Genomic DNA, 17,620 nt, shown 5'->3' on the forward strand with positions numbered 1-17,620 from the left:
GTCCTGGCGAGCTCAGGCACCGAAGCGCAACGCGTAGCAATGGCGCAGCGCCGCTGCGATATACCGCTCGGCGGTCGCCAGCGACACACCCAGGCGCACGGCGATCTGCGGACAGGTCAGCCCTTCCAGCTGGGCCCACAGGAATGCCGTGCGCACCTGCGGCTTGAGCGCATCGAGCATGCGGTCGATGGCGATCAGGGTTTCCAGGAACATCAGGCGGCTTTCGGGCGAAGGGGCCTGGGGCTCGGGCAATTGGGCCAGGGTCTCCAGCCAGGCCTGCTCGAGCTCGCGCCGCCGCCAGTGCTCGATGACCAGGCCGCGCGCAATCGTACTCAGAAAGGCGCGCGGCTCGCGGACATCGGACGGCTGCCGGTGGAGCAGGCGGATAAACACGTCCTGCGCGAGATCGGCGGCGTCGAAGGCATTGCCCAGCTTGCGGCGCAGCCACCCCTGCAGCCATCCATGGTGCGTGTGGTAGAGCGCGTGGACCTGCTGCTGCAACGCGGACTCGACGGCTGGCATGCGCCTCCCCTTCCAGTGAAGTGTCTGGCGCGGCCAAACTTAAATGAGAATGGTTCGCATTATAAAGCAAGGAGACGTTTTTACACTAGTGGGGAAAGATTCAATTTGATCCAGGCCCCAGAAGCCGTCTCATCCAAACGACGTCCGCTCCGTGTCGCCCCTCGATTGGAAAATGGAAATCCCCGCGCCGAAGGCGAAGCCAGCGGCGCTCGGCAAGCATGCCTCCCGACTTTGCCATCCGCCCACGATTTCTTGCTATACTGCGAATCGTTCTCATTTACTTTAAGCTGGTGCCGAGCACCTCAGGACCAGGAGGGAGTGCCCATGCCGGCCGCCGATCCCGCACTGCAGCGCGACCTGCACGCGCTATATAGCGACCACCACGGTTGGCTGTGTGGCTGGCTGCGCAGGAAGCTTGGCTGCTCCCATCGCGCCGCCGACCTGGCGCACGACACCTTTCTGCGCCTGCTGGCCCGCGAGGAAGCCATCGCGATCCACGAGCCGCGCGCGTTTCTCACCACGGTGGCGCAGCGGGTGCTGGCCAACCACTGGCGGCGCGAGCAAATCGAGCGCGCCTACCTCGAAGCCCTCGTGCATGCGCCCGCGTCGCTGGCGCCCTCGCCCGAGGAGCGCGCCATCGTGCTGGAGACCTTGCTCGAGATCGACCGCCTGCTCGCCGGCCTGCCGTCCCCGGTCAAGCGTGCCTTCCTGCTGTCCCAACTCGACGGCATGGGCCAGGCGGAGATCGCCACGCAACTCGGCGTCTCCCTCACCACCGTCAAGCGTTACCTGGTGCGTGCCGGCACGCAATGCTATTTCGCGCAGGCGCTGGATTGAGCACGCATGCCCGCCACCACACCCTCCCGTATCCCGCCCGCCGTCGCCACGCGTGCCGTCGAATGGCTGCTGGCCCTGCAGGCGGAAGACGCCACCAGCGCCACCCGGCTTGCCTGGCAGCGCTGGGTGGACGCGCATCCTGATCATGCCCGCGCCTGGCAGCGCATCGAAGCCGTCAATGACAGGCTGCGCCAGCTGTCGTCCCCGGTAGCCTCCGCCGTGGCGCATGCCGCGCTGGCACCGCCGCGCACGCGCACGCGCCGCGAAGCCGTCAAGACCCTGGCACTGCTGCTGTTTGCCGGCGGCGTCGCCTGGATGGCGGAAGAGCGCGCGCCGTGGCGGGAATGGGCGGCGGACGAGCGCACCGGCGTGGGCGAGCGGCGCGCCGTGACGCTGGCCGACGGCACCGTGGTCTCGCTCAACACCGATAGCGCCATCGACGTACGTTTCTCCGCCGGCGAACGCAGGGTGCGGCTGATCGGCGGGGAGATACTGGTGGTCACCGGCAAGGATGGCAAGAACGGCACGGCGCCGCGCCCCTTCGTGATCCAGACGGAGCATGGTGAGATGCAGCCCCTGGGCACGCGCTTTTCCGTACGGCTGCTGCCCGAGGCCAGCCGGGTCGGCGTGTTCGAGGGCGCGGTCGCGCTGCGCCCACGCGACATGCCGGGCACAGCGCGCACCCTGCATGCGGGCGAGCAGGCCCGGTTCACGCGTAGGGCGATCGACGCGACCGAAGCGGCGAACGACGCCGATATTGCCTGGACCGACGATATGATCGTCGCCACCGGCATGCGCCTGGACGACTTTCTCGCCGAACTCGGCCGCCATCGCCCCGGCCACCTGCGCTGCGACCCCGGCGTCGCCGGGCTGCGGGTCTCCGGGACCTATCCGCTGGCGGATACCGGGCGCATCCTCGATACGCTGCGTAGCACGCTGCCGGTGGAAATCCACTTCCTGACACGCTACTGGGTGACCGTGCGGCCGGCGCGCCCCTAGCGCGCCCGGGCACCGGCATCGCGCAAGCCGTTCCCGTTCCCTGTCTCTGCTTCTGCTTCCCGATCCTTATTTCCCAAGCGGGTGGTCTGTTTACGATTCTCGCGTGACATAGGAGACAAGCGCACCACATCTCCAATCATTCAACGAGTCATCGAACATGCAACACCACCGCAACGCCGGCCGCCCCGACCGACGCCAGAGCGCACCACGGATGCCGGGCAAGGGCCGTGGCCAGGTACCATCCGGCCTCGGGCGCCGTCCGCTGGCAGCGGCTTTCAGGCTTGCCGCGGTGGCAATGGGACTGACCATGGCCGCCGTGTTGCCCGGCATGGCGCAAGCGGCCGAAGCCGCGTCCGCCCCCGCGGGCGCCCGGGCCTTCGACATCCCTGCCGGTCCGCTGGAAGGGGCGCTCAACCGCCTGGGCCGCGAAGCCGGGATCCTGCTCTCCTTCCCGACGGAGCTGACCGCGGGCCTGCAGAGCCATGCCGTACGCGGGCGGTATAGCGTGCCGGACGCGCTCGGCGTGCTGCTGCAAGGCACCGGCCTGGCCGCCGTGGCACAGGCCAACGGCAGCTATGTCCTGGCCAGGCGCATCGCGCCTGCGCAGGCCGCTTCCGCCGCGGGCACCGGCGGGACAGCGCTGCCGCCGGTCACCGTGCGCGCGGACGCCGCTGGCGACGACAGCTACCGCCCGCCGCCCAGCGCCTCCGTCACGCGTTCGGACGCGCCCCTGCTCGACACCCCGCAAGTCGTCAACGTGGTCCCGGCCCAGGTGCTGCGCGATCAGCGGCCACGCAACCTGGACGACGCCCTCTCCAACGTCAGCGGCATCACCCAGGGCAATACGCTGGCCGGCACCCAGGACACCATCATGAAGCGCGGCTTCGGCGCCAACCGCGATGGCTCGGTGATGCACAATGGCATGCCCCTGGTGCAAGGCCGCGGATTCAACGCGGCTGCCGACAGCGTGGAAGTGCTCAAGGGCCCCTCCTCGCTGCTGTACGGCATCATGGATCCGGGCGGCGTGATCAACATCGTCAGCAAGCGGCCGATGCTGCAGCAGTACAACGCCATCTCCGTGCTCGGCTCCACCTATGGCCACGGCAAGAACGGCGCGGGCGCCACGCTGGATTCCACCGGCCCCATCGGCACCTCGGGCCTGGCTTACCGCCTGGTGGTGGACCAGGTCGACGAACAATACTGGCGCAACTTCGGCGAGCACCGCGAGACGCTGGTGGCGCCGTCGCTGGCCTGGTACGGCAAGGACACGCAGGTGGTGCTGTCCTACGAATACCGCAAGTTTCTCTATCCCTTCGACCGCGGCACCGCCATCGACCCGAAGACCAACGAGCCGCTGGCGATCCCGAGCCGGCGCCGCCTGGACGAAGCCTTCAACAATATGACTGGGCAGTCCCACCTCGTCCAGCTGGCGGTGGACCATCAGTTCAACGCGGACTGGAAGGGCCACTTCGGCTATAGCTACAACCGCGAGTCGTACGACGCCAACCAGTTGCGGGTCTTCGGCATCGATTCCACCACCGGCGCGGTGTCGCGCAGCAACGACGCCACCCATGGCGCGCTGAGCACGGACAGCTACGCTATCGCTTATGTGGATGGCCGCTTCAGCGTGGCCGGCTTGCGCAACGACCTGCAGGTCGGGGTCGACAGCGAGTACCGCAGAATCTACCGCGCGGACCTGCTGCGCCAGACCACCACCACGCCGTTCAATTACCTGAATCCGGTCTACGGCCTGCTGTCGCCGTCCACCACGGTGTCGGCCAGCGACAGCGACCAGACCGACGCCTTGCACGACACCTCGCTGTTCTTCCAGGACAGCCTCCACCTGACCGAGAAATGGATCCTGGTGGGCGGCGCCCGATTCCTGTCCTACAGCCAGGTGGCCGGCCGCGGCCGGCCGTTCAATGTCAACACCGACATCAACGGCACCAAATGGCTGCCACGCGCAGGCGTGGTCTACAAGTGGAACGACGCGGTCTCGCTGTACGGCAGCTATACCCAGTCGCTCAAGCCCTCCTCGACCATCGCGCCGCTCGGCTCGGGCGCGGTGATCGATTCCTCGGTGCTGCCGGAACAGGCGCGGTCCTGGGAACTGGGCACCAAGTTCGAGCTGTCCGGCGGACTGACGGGCAACCTGGCACTGTTCAACATCGACAAGAAGAACGTGCTGGTCTCCCAGTACAACGATGCGACCCGGCAAACCGACTGGCGGACTTCCGGCCGCGCGCGTTCGCGCGGGGTCGAGCTGGACGTGGCCGGCCAGATCGGCAGCCGCTGGAGCCTCATCGGCAGCTATGCGTACATCGACGCCAAGACCACCGAGGATCCGCTGTACACGGGCAACCGCCTGTGGAACGTCGCGCAGCATACCGCGTCGCTGTCGGCCGTCTACGACTTCGGCCAGATCTTCGGCGGCGACCGGCTGCGGCTGGGCGCGGGCGCGCACTATGTGGGCCGGCGCCCGGGCGATTCGGCCAACAGCTTCGCGCTGCCCGCCTACACCGTGGCGGACGCATTCGCCAGCTACGAGACCAGGATCGGCGCGCGCAAGCTCAGGTTCCAGCTCAATGTGAAGAACCTGTTCAACCGCACCTACTACCCATCCAGCGTCAGCAAGTACTTCGTCTCGATCGGCGACGCCCGGCAGGTCTCGCTGCTGACCACGCTGGCGTTCTGAGCGCGCCGCCCCCCCTCATCTCGCATAAGGCAATCATCATGAAAAACCAGGATCCCAGGCCAGACGATGCGCACATGCCCGCCATCGCACACGCCCCCGTGCCGGGCAACACTGCGTCAGCGTGGCGTACGCTCCGCGCAACCATCGCCGGCGCGCTGCTGATGGCCTGCGGCCTCGGCATGGCGGCCCACGCGGCCGAGCCCGCGGGCAAGGGCACCAGGATAGCGCTGGTAGTCCAGGCCGACGGCCCCGACCTGCCGGTCGACCAGAAGATCAAGTCGCACCTCGAAGCACGTGGCTACGCGGTCAGCCTGATCGGGCAGGACCAGCCGGTGGAGGCGGCGCGCGATGCGGATCTGGTCGTGATGTCGTCCACGGTCTCGGCCAAGCGCGTGGCCGCCGGCTGGCGCCAACTGCCCAAGCCGCTGCTGACCTGGGAGAATGACCTGCTGGACGACCTCGCCATGACCGGCAAACGGCATGACGTCGATTTCGGCGAGGCGCAGAAGGAGCGCTATCTCTGGCTCGTCAATGCGCCCCACCCCATCGCCGCCGGGCTGCCCGCAGGCGCCGTCAATGTCTACAACCGCCAGGCGGGCATGAGCTGGGGCAAACCCGGCCTGGGCGCCAGCATTATTGCCACGCTCTATGGCCAGCCGGACAAGGCCGCCATCTTTGCCTACGAGAAAGGCGCGACGATGGACTACGAGTCGCTGGCCCCCGCACGCCGCGTCATGTTCTTCCTCGACAACGACACCTTCACCAACCTGGCGGCGCCGGGGCGCCAGCTCTTCGATGCCGCCGTGGATTGGGCGGCCGGCTTGCGCTAGCCTGGATAGCCGGGGCCGCGGGCCGCTGGTGCGTGCAAAGCCGGGCGGCCCATCCAGTACCCGCTTGCCGGCAGGGTGATCACCTGGTTCGTTCTTGACTTCAACAAACCAATGGCTAGCATGTGAAAGAGCGGTATCAGAGCGGCATTCAATGTATTCAATACTGCCCCGCGCATGTGTCCCTCCTGAAACAGCAGAAGGTGCCGTTCATGACTCAATCATCCCGAATCATGCTTGGCTGCCGAATAGCTGCGGCGATCGTCGCGCTGGCGGCTTGCGCACTTCCGGCGCAAGCCCAACATGGCAGGCGGGACCGGGAGGATCACGAGCGGCGGGCTCCCCATGGCGAGTATCACGATGACCATGGCGGATATCGGGGCGATGGCGGCGGTCTGATCATCGGAGCGCTGCTGGGCGCAGTCGCGGGTGCCGCGATCGTAGGCGCCATGCAGCCGCCGCCAGCCGTCGTATACCGCTCGCCACCACCTCCGCCACCTCCCGGGGCCTACTACCAGGATCGCTACCCTCCCGGTTACTGAACCCTGCACTCAAGCTTGATGCCGGCCCATCCACGTCCGGCAGCCAGTGAATTCCACAACGCCCGGCCTTGCGGCCGTCACCAATCCGATACCGGAACCCGAGCATTCCGCCATGAAAAACACGAACCGCATTCGTCAGATTGCAATGCCTGCCTTGTTGACGCTGGCATTGCTCGGCACGTTCTCTGCCTGGTCGCAGACACCGGCGGCAGGCGCACCGGGGGGAGCAACATCCGCCGCGCCTGGCAAAGCCAGCCGCGCGCAAAAGCATGAAGACTTCGTCGAGAAGCGCATCGGCGAAATGCGCACCCAGTTGAAGATCACGGATCAGCAGTCCCAGCAATGGGACACCTTCGCACAAACGATGCGCGACAACGCCGAGAAGGCCGGGCAAGCCTTCCAGGACCGCGCGCAAAAGCTCTCGTCGATGAATGCGGACGATGCGATGAAGTCCTATGCGGCAGTGTCCCAACTGCACGCGGACAATATGCAGAAACTGGCCGCCGCATTCAGCCCGCTATACGCCGTGCTCTCCGACGACCAGAAGAAGATAGCGGACAAGCTGTTCCGGAACGAGCATGCCGGGCGGCGCCACCAGTCGCCACACAAGCATTTGCCCGCCGCGCCGGCCAACTAGGAGGCCATCGCCACGGGAGCCCCGCCAGCTGATCCGGCGAGGCGCGGCGCCCCGCGCGTCGCCAGTGTTCTGAGTGAGTCAGGACACTAGAGTCCTTGCGAACGCGCCGCCATCGCTGCCGGCAATGTCACGTTCATCAGGTGGTCGGCGCGGGACAGCAGGTCCACGGTCTTCTCGTCCACGCCGCGCAACTGCAGCGGCAGCAGCGCAAGCTGCTGCACCGCCTGGCTCACCACGTCGCGGCGGTCTGCCAGGGCCCGCTCCAGGGCGGGTTCATCCGGCGCCTGGACCACGTCGGCCACGGCCCCGAGCGCTGCCAGCGTAATCATCAGGCTTTCCTCGGCACGCTGGATGGTTGCCGCCAGCGCTTCGGTGCGCGGGGGGAACGCGCTCAGGGCCTGCTTCAGGACGGTCAGCACGGCGCGGAAGTCCACCTCGGCGTTGCGCCCGTGGAAGATGCGATCGAGCAAGCCTTCCTTGCGCGTGGTCCTGGCCAGCAGGTCGGCCATGACCCTGGCCGCATCCAGTTCATTGAATTCACGCATCAGCCGCGCCACCGCTTCCACGGCCTCGCCGCTGGCCGCCAGCGAGGCTTCCGCCGCGCCTGCCACCGTTTGCAGCCTGGGCGGCAGCAACTGGCGAATGGCGCGCTCGATACGCAGCCGGTGCGCAGGATAGAGCCTGGCAAAACGATCGCGCGCGACCTGGAAACAGCGTTCGAGCAGCGGGTGGCCGGCTTCGCCGAACAGGGCCCTGGCCGGCTCGCCGGCTGACGGGCGCGGCGGTGGCGGCGATGGCGGCGCCGTGAACTGGAGTTTTCCGGGCACGCGCAGGCCCGCCGTGGCTGCCTGCGCGGCGCCGGCAGATGGCGCGTCCGGCCCGGCATCGGGAAACGCCAGCGCGCGCGGCGCCTTCGCCGCCGGCGGGGAACCGGTGGCGGCCTGCGGCGCAGGCGCCCCGAATGCGAGCGGCGCGGGTGCCCGGTGGGCATCCCGCTGCACGACGGACGGGACGCCCGCGCCGAATTCGATTTCCTTGGGTTCGGTCACTGCCGGCCTCCCGGCGCAAGGGCCATCGTCAAAGCGCAGGGCGCCGGATTCCGGCCGGATCTGGCCGGGAGCGCCAGCGCCCGGCGGCTTGCGTGGATCGCGTGGATCGCGTGGATCGCGTTGATCAGGACGGTTCGGCATCCATGGTTTCCCGGACGAACGGCGGCGCCAGCCCGGCGCCGCCCCGGCCGCACCGGCGTATCAGACGTTGCCGCCGTACACCTGGACGAAGTCGCCCAGGCCGCGATTGTAGCCGGCACCGACTGCCTTGAAGAAGAACTGCCCGTCCCGGCGATAGAAGCTGCCGACCTGGACGGCGGTCTCCATCGAGAAGTCGTCTTCCAGCGGGTACTTTGCAATCTCCGTTCCGGTCACCTCGTCGGAGATCTGGATATAGCTGTTCCGCACCTGGCCGAAATTCTGCTTGCGCGCGGCCGCCTGGTCGATGGTGACGATCACCGAGATCTCTTCCACTTCCGGAGCGAGCTTCGTGATGTCGACAAAGATCACTTCGTCGTCACCGGCGCCGGCACCGGTACGGTTGTCGCCGCTGTGGACCACGCCCAGGCACTTCGACGCCGGCATGCCGTTCTTCGGGAAGTCGTCGCCGGACTGGAAGAAGGTGGCCTTGCGGTCGCTGGTGCGGATCTCGCTGTTGTAAAAGATGAAGTGCTGATCCGAAATCAGCCGGGGGTTGGCCTGCGCGTCGTACTTGCACAGGAAGATCGATACATCCAGGTCGAAATCGGCGCCGGTGTCGGTACCGTTGGCATCCCAGCCCAGCCCGACGCGGAATTTCTGGGTGCCCGGCGCCTCTTTCGAGAGGTTGACACGGCCGCCCTTGGACAGATTGATCATGCTGCTTCTCCTACTGTGTGACTTGATCGCTGATGATTGATCGTTGATCGTGAAAATGGATGGCCGGTGGCCGGCCATCGGGTGCCTACTTCCCGCGAACCCAGGTGCAGAACTCCGGCGTGATGAGATGCTCGTAGAGCTGCTCATCCGGCACGTCGAGCGTTTCCATATGCAGGAAACCCACATTGGGGAGATCGTCGGCCAGCTCCTGCAGGAAGCCGAATTCGCTTGGATCGCCCACGCCGACCAGCGACCAGTAGATCGGGAACTTCTTCGAATCGTTGAGCAGGCGCCGCACCTGCTCGCGGTCGGCGCGCGGGTTCTGGCCATCGGTGATGAACAGCGCCCACGCCGGAATGCCGTTGGCCGGCGCCGCGGGGATCGGCGCGGCTTCTTCGGACGCGCCGCCGAACAGGCGGCTGAGAAAGCCGCGCTTCTCGCCGGCCGGACGCGCGGCGGGCGAGCGGAAGTAAAAGCTGATGATGTCGGACATGACCGGCGCGTACTTGGTGCCGCCCCATTTGTCGATGTCGGCATGCAGCACGTAGTCGGAGATGTACGAGCCGTAGTTGTCCGGCGTGGCCGTCGGCAGGCGGTTGAAGCGCTCGGTGAAGGTCCAGGTATCGACCTCTCCGTTATCGTCGAACTTCAGCGCGATGCCCAGGATGCGGTCATGCGTCTCCTGCACGATGCCCGACTGGTAGAGATCCCGGGCAGAGCCGGAGATATCCAGCGCGGCGCCCACGCGCACCGTGGGCGGCTTGGCCAGTTGGCGCTTTTCCAGGACGATGCCAACCTTGGCCGCGCGTTTCTCGAGAGTGATCATGCCTTTGATTCCTTAATGCGGTTCCGCGGTTCTACGGTTATGCGGTTATGCGGCTACGCCGGCTTCCGGGTAAAACGCGTCACCAGATCCTGTTCGAGCTGGCGCAGCCGAGGCGCCTCCTGCTCGCGTTGGCGGCGTCCTTCGTCGACGATGCGGGTGATGTCGTCGAACGCCCCGAAGAGCTGCTCCTGCGCGTACTCGAACGTGCTGGTAGCGATAACCGGACGCTGCCCCAGCTTGGCGATCTCCTGCGCGTTGGCCCGGCTCAGGTCGGCCTGGGCGCGGATGGCGGCATCGGCCGCCTCGTAGGTCGCGTTGGCCAGCTCGGCCGCCCGCCTGGTGCTCAGTTGTTCGAGGTAAAGCGAAAACGCATTGGTCCACGCGGGAATCAGCACCGTCTTGATGGTGCCGAACTTCGACGTCAGCGTGCGCTTGTGGTCCTGCTCCATGCGAATCTGCGGCGCCAGCTGCTTGGACATCAGCATGGCGCGGTTGAGATCGTCGATCTTCTGCTCGAGCGCGCTGATGCGGCGCCTGACGTCCAGCAGGCGCTGGGCCGCGAAAGCGTCGCCGGCTTCCGGCTCACCCGCCAGCACGGCGCGAAAGGCCGCCAGGGCCTGCTCGCCGTGCTGCCTGGCGGCTTCCAGCTCCTGGTGCATGGCGTAGTTGTCCACGTACATCTGCTCCAGGTCGGCAATGCCGCTCTTCTGCTGATGGGCGTGCGTCTCCAGTTCCCGCAGCAGCGTATCCAGCCGCTTGCTGACCGTCTCGTACTGCGCCAGCAGGCGCTCCCTGGTCGATTTGAGGAAGCCGCTGACGCGCGCCAGCACGCCTCCCCTCTGCATGGCGTTGGGATCCAGCCCCTTGGCCGTGGCGATCAGCTCGTTGAGCTTGTCGCCGAACTGGCCGGCATCGGCGGCACGGACGCTGGACAGCATCTGCTTCGAAAATGCCGCCATCCGGACGCCCTGCTCGGCGCCGAGACGGTCGATCTCATCATCCGTCAGCAGCTTCGGCAGCGCTGCACCCGGCGGGGTAGCGCCGGCATGCGCGGACATGGCCCCAGTAGTGAGCACTGACAAAGACGGCGCGGCCGCGGGTTGTGCTTCGCGTTTTTCGTCGTTGAAAAGGGGTTTCATTGCCGCCTTCACTCCTTAATCCTGATAGTCCCGGCATCCCCGGTAGGCGAAAACGCACACATAATACATTTATAGCGGTTGTAGCGAAAATAGATTATCAGGCATATAGCGTGCGAACTCCCGGCTCAGGGACGAACGCAGGCCGTGCAACGATTCGATCGGCGCGACGGGGCTTGGCCAGGTCTTCGAACTGGTCACCCAGTTGAGGGCGCAGGCCTGCCGGCGCTGGGAACGGCGGCGGATTGCAAGGCGTGGAGAAAGCGGTCGCATGCATTACCATGCTCGGAAAGCAGGCAGAAAGTGCCAGCCCCTGACCGCCGGAAAGAGAGGAAAACTATGCAGGAATATCTTGGCGCATGCCACTGCGGCACCGTCACGTTCTCGTTCGAGGCCGATATCAATGAACTGGTCCGCTGCGACTGCTCCCTTTGCACCAAGCGCAACGCCGTGATGGCGACCGTCGAGCGCAGGCGGCTCCGGGTCCTCTCTGGCGAGGAAGCCTTGAGCCTGTACCAGTGGAACACGGGCATGGCGAAGCACTACTTCTGTTCCCGCTGCGGGATCTACACCTTTCATCAGCGGCGCACGGACGAGCGCTATTTCAGCGTCAACGCATTTTGCGTCGATGGCATCGACGCCACGAAGATCCCCGTCCGCCAGGTCGATGGGAAAAGCCGCTCGACGGTCTAGCCAGGACCGGCCCCTCCCCGCGCTCAGGCCGGCCGATGCGACGACCTGAACAATGCCACCGCTTCCTTCATGCAGGCCAGGAGCCTTGCCGCCATCGCGGTCAACGGACGGTTCCTCCGCGTCACGATCGAGACGCAGATCTCCGGCAGCGGCTCGCGCAGGCGCAGCACGGAAATCTGGTGCTTCCTGAGTTCGAGCTGGACATGGCCCCCAGCGCAGCGGACCAGGCCGCATTGAACCACTACATCGCGTCGCACGGCGTGAAGGTCTACCGCGATACGCCGGAATGGAAAGGACTGGTCTATGGACAAACGCGCATTGCCGTTCTCCAGGCTGTGGCGGGACTCTCCGGCAGCACGGCCGGCGGAGCGGATCCGCGCGGCTGGCAACGTCAGGCAGAGAGAAGGAACGCCGCACGAAAGGGGCGGGCCTGAAAAAGGCCCGGGCGGACGGGGAGAGCCGCACGGGCAAGCCCTGACAGACAGCACAGAGCGGCAGCGAGTTTACCGGTGCCCCCCGATCGGCATTGCAAACAATTGTGGCGCCCAGTCCACCGAAGCTGTCGCCGGACCCGCTACGGCGGCAGTTCGCCAGCCGGTTGAGGCGTGTCCACGGTCCAGATCCAGGGCCGCGCCGCGCGATCGGCATGCTGGAAAGCCTGGATCTGCGCGCGCCGTTTCAATGTCAGGCCAATGGCATCGAGTCCCTCCAGCAACATGCTGCGCTCGCTCCGGGGCACGGTGAACGGCAGGCACCGGCCCTGCGGATGCCGGACCACGCAGCGCTCGAGATCAACCGTCAGGATCAAGGTCCCCGCCGCCGCTTCGGCCGCCATCCAGTCGATCTCCGCCGCCGGCAACACCACCGGCAGGATGCCGTTCCGATAGCAATTGTTCTGGAAGATCGCCCCGAACGACGGGGCGATGACACAGCGGAACCCGAACTGCCGAACCGCCCAGGCCGCGGCTTCGCGGGAGGATCCGCTGCCGAAGTTCTCCCCGGTCAGCAGGATCGAGGCCTGCCGGAATGGCGCGCGATTGAGCACGAAATCGGGGCGCTCGACGCGCTCCCCGTCGGCGGATGATTGATAACGCCAGGGCGCCAGCAGTTTTTCGCCGTAGCCATCGCGCCCTGGAGACGTGATCTCGCGTGAGGGGATCAGCAGGTCGGTATCGATATTGGCGTGGACAAGGGGGGCGGCAATGCCGCTCAATTCAACGAACTGTTCCATATCATCTCCCCTCGCCAAGCAGCGGACGCGGATCCGCGATACAGCCGGCGATCGCCGAGGCTGCCACCGTGGCCGGACTGGCCAGGTGCGAGCGCACGCCGGGACCCTGCCGACCTTCGAAATTCCGGTTGGTGCTGGTAATCACGCGGCGTCCGGGCTTGCCGGGCTGGTCGAAATTGTCGCCACCGGCGAAGAAGCACAGCGAACAACCGCTCTCGCGCCACTCGAAGCCGGCCTCGACGAACACACGGTCCAGCCCTTCGGCTTCCGCCGCGTGCTTGACCCCGGTCGAGCCTGGCACCACGATGGCCTTCACGCCCGGCGCCACGCGGCGCCCGCGTACCACCTGGGCCGCCGCGCGCAAATCCGGCAGGCGGCTGTTGGTGCAGGAGCCGATAAAGGCGGCATCGATGGGAATCCCCTGCAGCCGCTGTCCCGCCTGCAGCGCCATATAGTCAAGCGCGCGCCCGGCATCGCCGTCGGCGGCGCGCGGCACCGCGCCATCCACCGCCGTTACCTGGCCGGGGTTGGTTCCCCAGGTGACCTGGGGCGCCAGCTGGCTGCAATCGACGTCGAGTTGCCGGTCCCAGCGCGCTCCCTCGTCGGAGGCCAGCGCAAGCCAGTGCGACACTGCCGCATCCCATGCGGCGCCGCGTGGCGCGAAAGCACGCCCTGCCAGCCATTGCGCGGTGCGCGCGTCCGGCGCCACCAATCCGGTCCAGGCACCGAATTCGACTGCCATATTGCACAGGGTCAGCCGCCCCTCCACCTCCAGGGCCCGCACCGCCTCGCCGGCGAACTCGATGGCATGGCCATCGCCGCCACCCGCCCCGTACCGGCCGATCAGCGCCAGCACCATGTCCTTGGCCGACACCCCAGGGGCAATCCGGCCGTGGAACAGCACGCGCATGATCTTTGGCCGGCTTCGCACCAGGCACTGCGTGGCTACCGCGTGCTCGCCCTCGGTCGTGCCGATACCCCATGCCAGTGCGCCGATCCCGCCTACCGTGCAGGTGTGGCTGTCGCAGCAGACCATGGTGCTGCCAGGCAGGGCAATGGCCAGCTCGGGCGAGACGACGTGCGCGATGCCCTGCCGCGGATCGCCCAGGTCGAACAGGCGGATGCCCGCGCGCCGCGACGACGCGCGGAACGCTTCGATAAACGTGCGCCCGCCCCGCACCAGGGTATCGTCGCCCCTGCCGGGCAAGGTGTCGACAATATGATCCATGGTGCCGAACACCAGGCCAGGATGCGCGACACGATGGCCCGCCTCCTCCAGGCCGCTGAAAACGCGCGGCCCGGCGCGGTCGTGCAGGAAGACGCGGTCGATATGGAGCAGCGCCTGGTCGCCCTCCATCCGCGCCACCACATGTTCGTCCCAGATCTTTTCGATGATGTTGCGCGGCGATGTATGCATGGCGCTCACCCTATTGCGCAGTGCCGGGGTGCAGCAGGCCCGACAGATAGCGCCGTTCCAGCGCGAACACGTCCTCGAAGCCGACCAGCTTGAGCTGCTCGCGGAAATCGGCCAGCGGCGCGCCGGGCCCGCCGGCGCATCCATTGGCTTGCACTGCCGCCAACGCGTCGCGCATGCCCTGGATCGCCGCCAGCATCAGCGTGGCTGGCAGGCTGACACGCGCAATGCCGATCTGCTGCATCTCCTCGAACGTGAATGCCGTCGGCGACTTGCCGCCCTCGACCACATTGATCGCCACCGGCCCGCGGATGCCCTGCACCGCCTGCCTTGCCAGTTCCTTCGACGTCATCCCGTCCACGAAGATCATGGTGGCGCCGGCGGCGAGATACGCATTGCCGCGCCGTATCACTTCGTCGATACCGCCAACCGCGAGGGCGTCGGTGCGCGCGTTGATGACGAAATCCGGATCCGTGCGCGCTTCGGCGCAGGCCCGGATCTTCTGGACCGCTTCCTCGATCGGCACGATGGACTTGCCCTCCAGGTGCCCGCAGCGCTTGGGCATGACCTGGTCCTCGATATTGACGCCGGCGCAGCCGATGCGCTCGAACGCCTTGATGGCGTACCAGGCATTGACGGCGTTGCCAAAGCCCGTATCGCCGTCCGCCATGACCGGCAGGTCCACCGCGTCGACGATGTGCTGGGTGGCCGCGACCATATCCGGGAGCGACAGGAAGCTGTAGTCCGGCAGCCCCAGGCGGCTCACGGAAATGCCGAAGCCGGAACACTGCACGGCGGCAAAACCGGTCTCCTGGACGATGCGGGCGGAGAGGGCGTCAAAGGCACCCGGCATGACTAGGATCTCGGGGGCATGAATCAGTTTCTGGAGCAATGTCGTCTTTCGCATGATGAGCCTTTCTGGTCGTGACGATGGTCAGTATGCATACATGACAATGCAAAAACAAGATTTAGAAGTACATAAAATCATTTTTAACGCTATCATGCATACATAACATCAGGAGACCAAACAATGCCTTCGACTCGACTTATCAGCGGAACCCGGCCGTTTCTACTGCTGCTGGCGCTTGCCGGCGCCGTCCTGCCGGGCCGCCACGTATCCGCCGGAACGAACCCGGCATGGCCGGCCCGGCCGATCACGCTGGTCGTGCCCTTCCCCGCCGGCGGGACCACGGACACGGTTGCCCGCCTGCTCTCCAGGAGCCTGTCCCGCCAGCTGAATCAGACAATGGTGGTGGATAACAAGAGCGGTGCCAGCGGCACGCTGGGCGCGGCGCAAGTCCTGCGCGCGCCCGCCGACGGATACACCTTGCTCCTGGGCACGCCGGCCGAGCAGATCAACGCACCGATGATGATGTCGCGGGCGCCTTACGATGCGGCCCGCGACTTCGCGCCGGCAGGCTGCGTCAGCCGCGGGCCGAACGTGCTCGTGGTCAATCCGGGATTGCAGGCCAGGACCGTCGCGGAGTTGCTGCGCGCGGCGCGGGCACGGCCCGGCCAGATCAATTTCGGCAGCGCGGGCAACGGCAATACGTCGCATCTATCGGGGGAGCTGTTCGCGCAGACGGCCGGCATCGAACTCACCCATATCCCCTATCGCGGCAACGCCCCGGCGATTGCCGACACCATCGGCGGCCAGGTGCAGATGATGTTTTCCAATCCGGCCACCGTGCTGCCCCACATCCGCAGCGGCACGCTGCGCCCGCTCGCCGTGACTTCGCACGCGCGCATCGCGGCGCTTCCGGATGTGCCCACCCTGAGGGAGTCCGGCGTCCCGGTCGAGATCTACAGCTGGACGTGCCTGTTCGTGCCGTCCGGAACGCCGAAGGACATCGTGGGTAAACTGCACGCGGCGCTGGCGAAAGCACTCGATGACCGGCAACTCGGCCAGGCCATCGAAAACAGCGGCGCCGAGAGATTCCCCACGACACCCGAAGAGGCAAGCCGGTTTCTTGCCGGGGAGAGGGCGTTGTGGGGTAATCTCATCCACAGCCGTCATATTCACGCAGACTGATTACCCATCACCGGTTTCAGATCACCGACTCGCATCAGGAAACATGTCTTCACCCGAAACTTCCCGCACGCGCGCGCTCTCGGTCGCCGACATCTTGCGCAACCGCATATTCGACGGAGAGATCCCGCCTGGCGCCCATTTGATGGAGGTCACCCTGGCCCAGGAGCTGGGCGTCTCCCGCACGCCGGTGCGCGATGCGCTGGCCCGGCTGGCAGACGAAGGGCTGCTGGTCTATCAACCCAATCGCGGGTTTCTGGTCCGCCAGTTCCATACCAAGGACATCAAGGACGCATTCACCGTCCGGGCCACGCTCGAAAGCCTGGGCTGCCGCCTGATCGGCGAGCGCGGCCTGCTGCATGCCGAGCAAGAGCGGCTCGCCGCCTTGCTGGAGGCGCAGCGCAAGGTGCTGCACGATGAGGAATGGAACGACGGGCAGGCCCTCCTGTGGCAGGACATGAACCTCGACTTCCATTTCGCGCTGCTGGCGTTGGCTGACAACAGCTGGCTGACGGATGCCGTCCGCCGTGCCCGCCAGCTGCCCATCATATTCGACAGCAAGTCGCACCCACATGACCATGAAGCCCTGCTCCTGCTCTACCGGCGCGAACACAGCCGGCAGGCGCTCGGCGACCACTACCGCATCGTGGATGCGCTGGCGCAGCGCGAAGTCGGCCGTGCCGAGGCGCTGATGCGGGAACATATCCTCACCAACCGGGATGTCCTGGTACGGGCCTTGAGCAAGAACACCCCTGGCGGGCCTGCGGTGCAGCCCGCCCAGTGGGTCGGCCAGGCCTAGCCGGATCCGGCGCGCCGCAACCCTGCCCAAAGCGGACAGGGGCGGCGCCGGGATGGTTGGGAGCCCGGTCGGAAGGCAGACAGCCTTGCCCAGGCACGGGCGCGGTATGCGACTGTTCCTGATATGGTCGCACCATGCATTTCCGGCGCCGCAATCGGACCTTAAATGGCAAAACCCCCCAGTACTATCGTACTGGGGGGTTTCAAGGGAGAGCCTGGCGATTACCTACTTTCACACGGGTATCCGCACTATCATCGGCGTGGAGTCGTTTCACGGTCCTGTTCGGGATGGGAAGGGGTGGTTCCAACTCGCTATGGTCACCAGGCATAAACGGTGTGCCGCGCTGACTCGGTCAACGCAGCGAATAGGGATGTAGTTGGGGTTGTGCGTATCGGCCAATGGCACGCGATACTCAACCAGGAGAAACACACTGGTTATAGGATCAAGCCTTACGGGCAATTAGTACTGGTTAGCTTAACGCATTACTGCGCTTCCACACCCAGCCTATCAACGTCCTGGTCTCGAA

The 17,620-nt window shown here is 66.3% G+C and carries 17 protein-coding genes and 2 rRNA genes; 9 read left to right on the plus strand and 10 right to left on the minus strand.

What is annotated here, in order from left to right:
- Positions 1–12: 12 nt before the first annotated feature.
- Entirely contained in the window at positions 13–522 is a 510-nt protein-coding gene (locus tag AC3FOF_RS30415) for a sigma-70 family RNA polymerase sigma factor (RefSeq protein ID WP_017224838.1), read from the minus strand.
- Positions 523–846: 324 nt separating this feature from the next.
- Here AC3FOF_RS30415 and AC3FOF_RS30420 point away from each other — a divergent pair, with 324 nt between their 5' ends.
- The 5 genes from AC3FOF_RS30420 to AC3FOF_RS30440 all read left to right on the plus strand — a co-directional run bounded on the left by AC3FOF_RS30420 (position 847) and on the right by AC3FOF_RS30440 (position 7,059).
- Complete coding sequence (locus tag AC3FOF_RS30420) at positions 847–1,359, plus strand: sigma-70 family RNA polymerase sigma factor (RefSeq protein ID WP_017224839.1); 513 nt, start codon at positions 847–849, stop codon at positions 1,357–1,359.
- 6 nt (positions 1,360–1,365) lie between these two features.
- Complete coding sequence (locus AC3FOF_RS30425; protein ID WP_488728711.1) at positions 1,366–2,358, plus strand: FecR domain-containing protein; 993 nt, start codon at positions 1,366–1,368, stop codon at positions 2,356–2,358.
- 157 nt (positions 2,359–2,515) lie between these two features.
- Positions 2,516–5,053: a TonB-dependent siderophore receptor gene (locus tag AC3FOF_RS30430; protein WP_488728712.1), complete on the plus strand. Its 2,538-nt coding sequence runs from the start codon at positions 2,516–2,518 to the stop codon at positions 5,051–5,053.
- A 161-nt stretch (positions 5,054–5,214) separates the two neighbouring features.
- Positions 5,215–5,883 carry a hypothetical protein gene (locus AC3FOF_RS30435; protein WP_488728722.1) on the plus strand — a complete coding sequence of 223 codons (669 nt, stop codon included), beginning with the start codon at positions 5,215–5,217 and terminating at the stop codon, positions 5,881–5,883.
- Between the two features lie 651 nt (positions 5,884–6,534).
- Positions 6,535–7,059, plus strand: a complete 525-nt coding sequence (locus tag AC3FOF_RS30440; RefSeq protein ID WP_276266497.1) for a Spy/CpxP family protein refolding chaperone — start codon at positions 6,535–6,537, stop codon at positions 7,057–7,059.
- An 86-nt stretch (positions 7,060–7,145) separates the two neighbouring features.
- Here AC3FOF_RS30440 and AC3FOF_RS30445 read toward each other — a convergent pair whose 3' ends face one another.
- The 4 genes from AC3FOF_RS30445 to AC3FOF_RS30460 all read right to left on the minus strand — a co-directional run bounded on the left by AC3FOF_RS30445 (position 7,146) and on the right by AC3FOF_RS30460 (position 10,931).
- Complete coding sequence (locus tag AC3FOF_RS30445) at positions 7,146–8,108, minus strand: hypothetical protein (RefSeq protein WP_488728713.1); 963 nt, start codon at positions 8,106–8,108, stop codon at positions 7,146–7,148.
- Positions 8,109–8,309: 201 nt separating this feature from the next.
- The gene (locus tag AC3FOF_RS30450; protein ID WP_017225999.1) at positions 8,310–8,966 is read right to left on the minus strand and encodes a TerD family protein; all 657 of its coding nucleotides are present in this window, start codon (positions 8,964–8,966) and stop codon (positions 8,310–8,312) included.
- Between the two features lie 85 nt (positions 8,967–9,051).
- A complete protein-coding gene (locus AC3FOF_RS30455) occupies positions 9,052–9,792 on the minus strand; it encodes a VWA domain-containing protein (RefSeq protein WP_017226000.1) in 741 nt (246 codons plus the stop codon).
- A 53-nt stretch (positions 9,793–9,845) separates the two neighbouring features.
- Positions 9,846–10,931: a toxic anion resistance protein gene (locus AC3FOF_RS30460; protein ID WP_488728714.1), complete on the minus strand. Its 1,086-nt coding sequence runs from the start codon at positions 10,929–10,931 to the stop codon at positions 9,846–9,848.
- Between the two features lie 336 nt (positions 10,932–11,267).
- Between AC3FOF_RS30460 and AC3FOF_RS30465 the strand changes: the two genes are divergently transcribed.
- Positions 11,268–11,621 (plus strand): GFA family protein, encoded by a 354-nt coding sequence (locus AC3FOF_RS30465; RefSeq protein ID WP_488728715.1) that lies wholly within the window; start codon positions 11,268–11,270, stop codon positions 11,619–11,621.
- 179 nt (positions 11,622–11,800) lie between these two features.
- Positions 11,801–12,055 carry a hypothetical protein gene (locus AC3FOF_RS30470; RefSeq protein ID WP_276266500.1) on the plus strand — a complete coding sequence of 85 codons (255 nt, stop codon included), beginning with the start codon at positions 11,801–11,803 and terminating at the stop codon, positions 12,053–12,055.
- Positions 12,056–12,195: 140 nt separating this feature from the next.
- Here the strand turns inward: AC3FOF_RS30470 and leuD are convergent, their stop codons facing one another.
- From leuD to AC3FOF_RS30485, 3 genes are read right to left on the minus strand one after another with little or no spacing between them, the layout of a single operon-like run.
- A complete protein-coding gene (gene leuD / locus AC3FOF_RS30475) occupies positions 12,196–12,852 on the minus strand; it encodes a 3-isopropylmalate dehydratase small subunit (protein ID WP_017226005.1) in 657 nt (218 codons plus the stop codon).
- Between the two features lies 1 nt (position 12,853).
- A complete protein-coding gene (locus AC3FOF_RS30480) occupies positions 12,854–14,269 on the minus strand; it encodes a 3-isopropylmalate dehydratase large subunit (RefSeq protein ID WP_488728716.1) in 1,416 nt (471 codons plus the stop codon).
- A 10-nt stretch (positions 14,270–14,279) separates the two neighbouring features.
- The gene (locus AC3FOF_RS30485) at positions 14,280–15,173 is read right to left on the minus strand and encodes an isocitrate lyase/PEP mutase family protein (RefSeq protein WP_035809825.1); all 894 of its coding nucleotides are present in this window, start codon (positions 15,171–15,173) and stop codon (positions 14,280–14,282) included.
- 123 nt (positions 15,174–15,296) lie between these two features.
- Between AC3FOF_RS30485 and AC3FOF_RS30490 the strand changes: the two genes are divergently transcribed.
- Positions 15,297–16,298: a tripartite tricarboxylate transporter substrate binding protein gene (locus tag AC3FOF_RS30490; protein WP_017226008.1), complete on the plus strand. Its 1,002-nt coding sequence runs from the start codon at positions 15,297–15,299 to the stop codon at positions 16,296–16,298.
- 43 nt (positions 16,299–16,341) lie between these two features.
- Positions 16,342–17,094, plus strand: a complete 753-nt coding sequence (locus AC3FOF_RS30495; RefSeq protein ID WP_017226009.1) for a GntR family transcriptional regulator — start codon at positions 16,342–16,344, stop codon at positions 17,092–17,094.
- A gap of 212 nt (positions 17,095–17,306) precedes the next feature.
- On the opposite strand, the gene rrf is transcribed toward AC3FOF_RS30495, so the two are convergent.
- Together rrf and AC3FOF_RS30505 are read right to left on the minus strand one after the other, a co-directional pair.
- Positions 17,307–17,419, minus strand: a 5S ribosomal RNA gene (gene rrf, locus AC3FOF_RS30500).
- Positions 17,420–17,532: 113 nt separating this feature from the next.
- Positions 17,533–17,620: ribosomal RNA gene (locus AC3FOF_RS30505) — 23S ribosomal RNA — on the minus strand; the annotation flags it as partial.

Source organism: Cupriavidus sp. 96C5-1 (assembly GCF_057798855.1).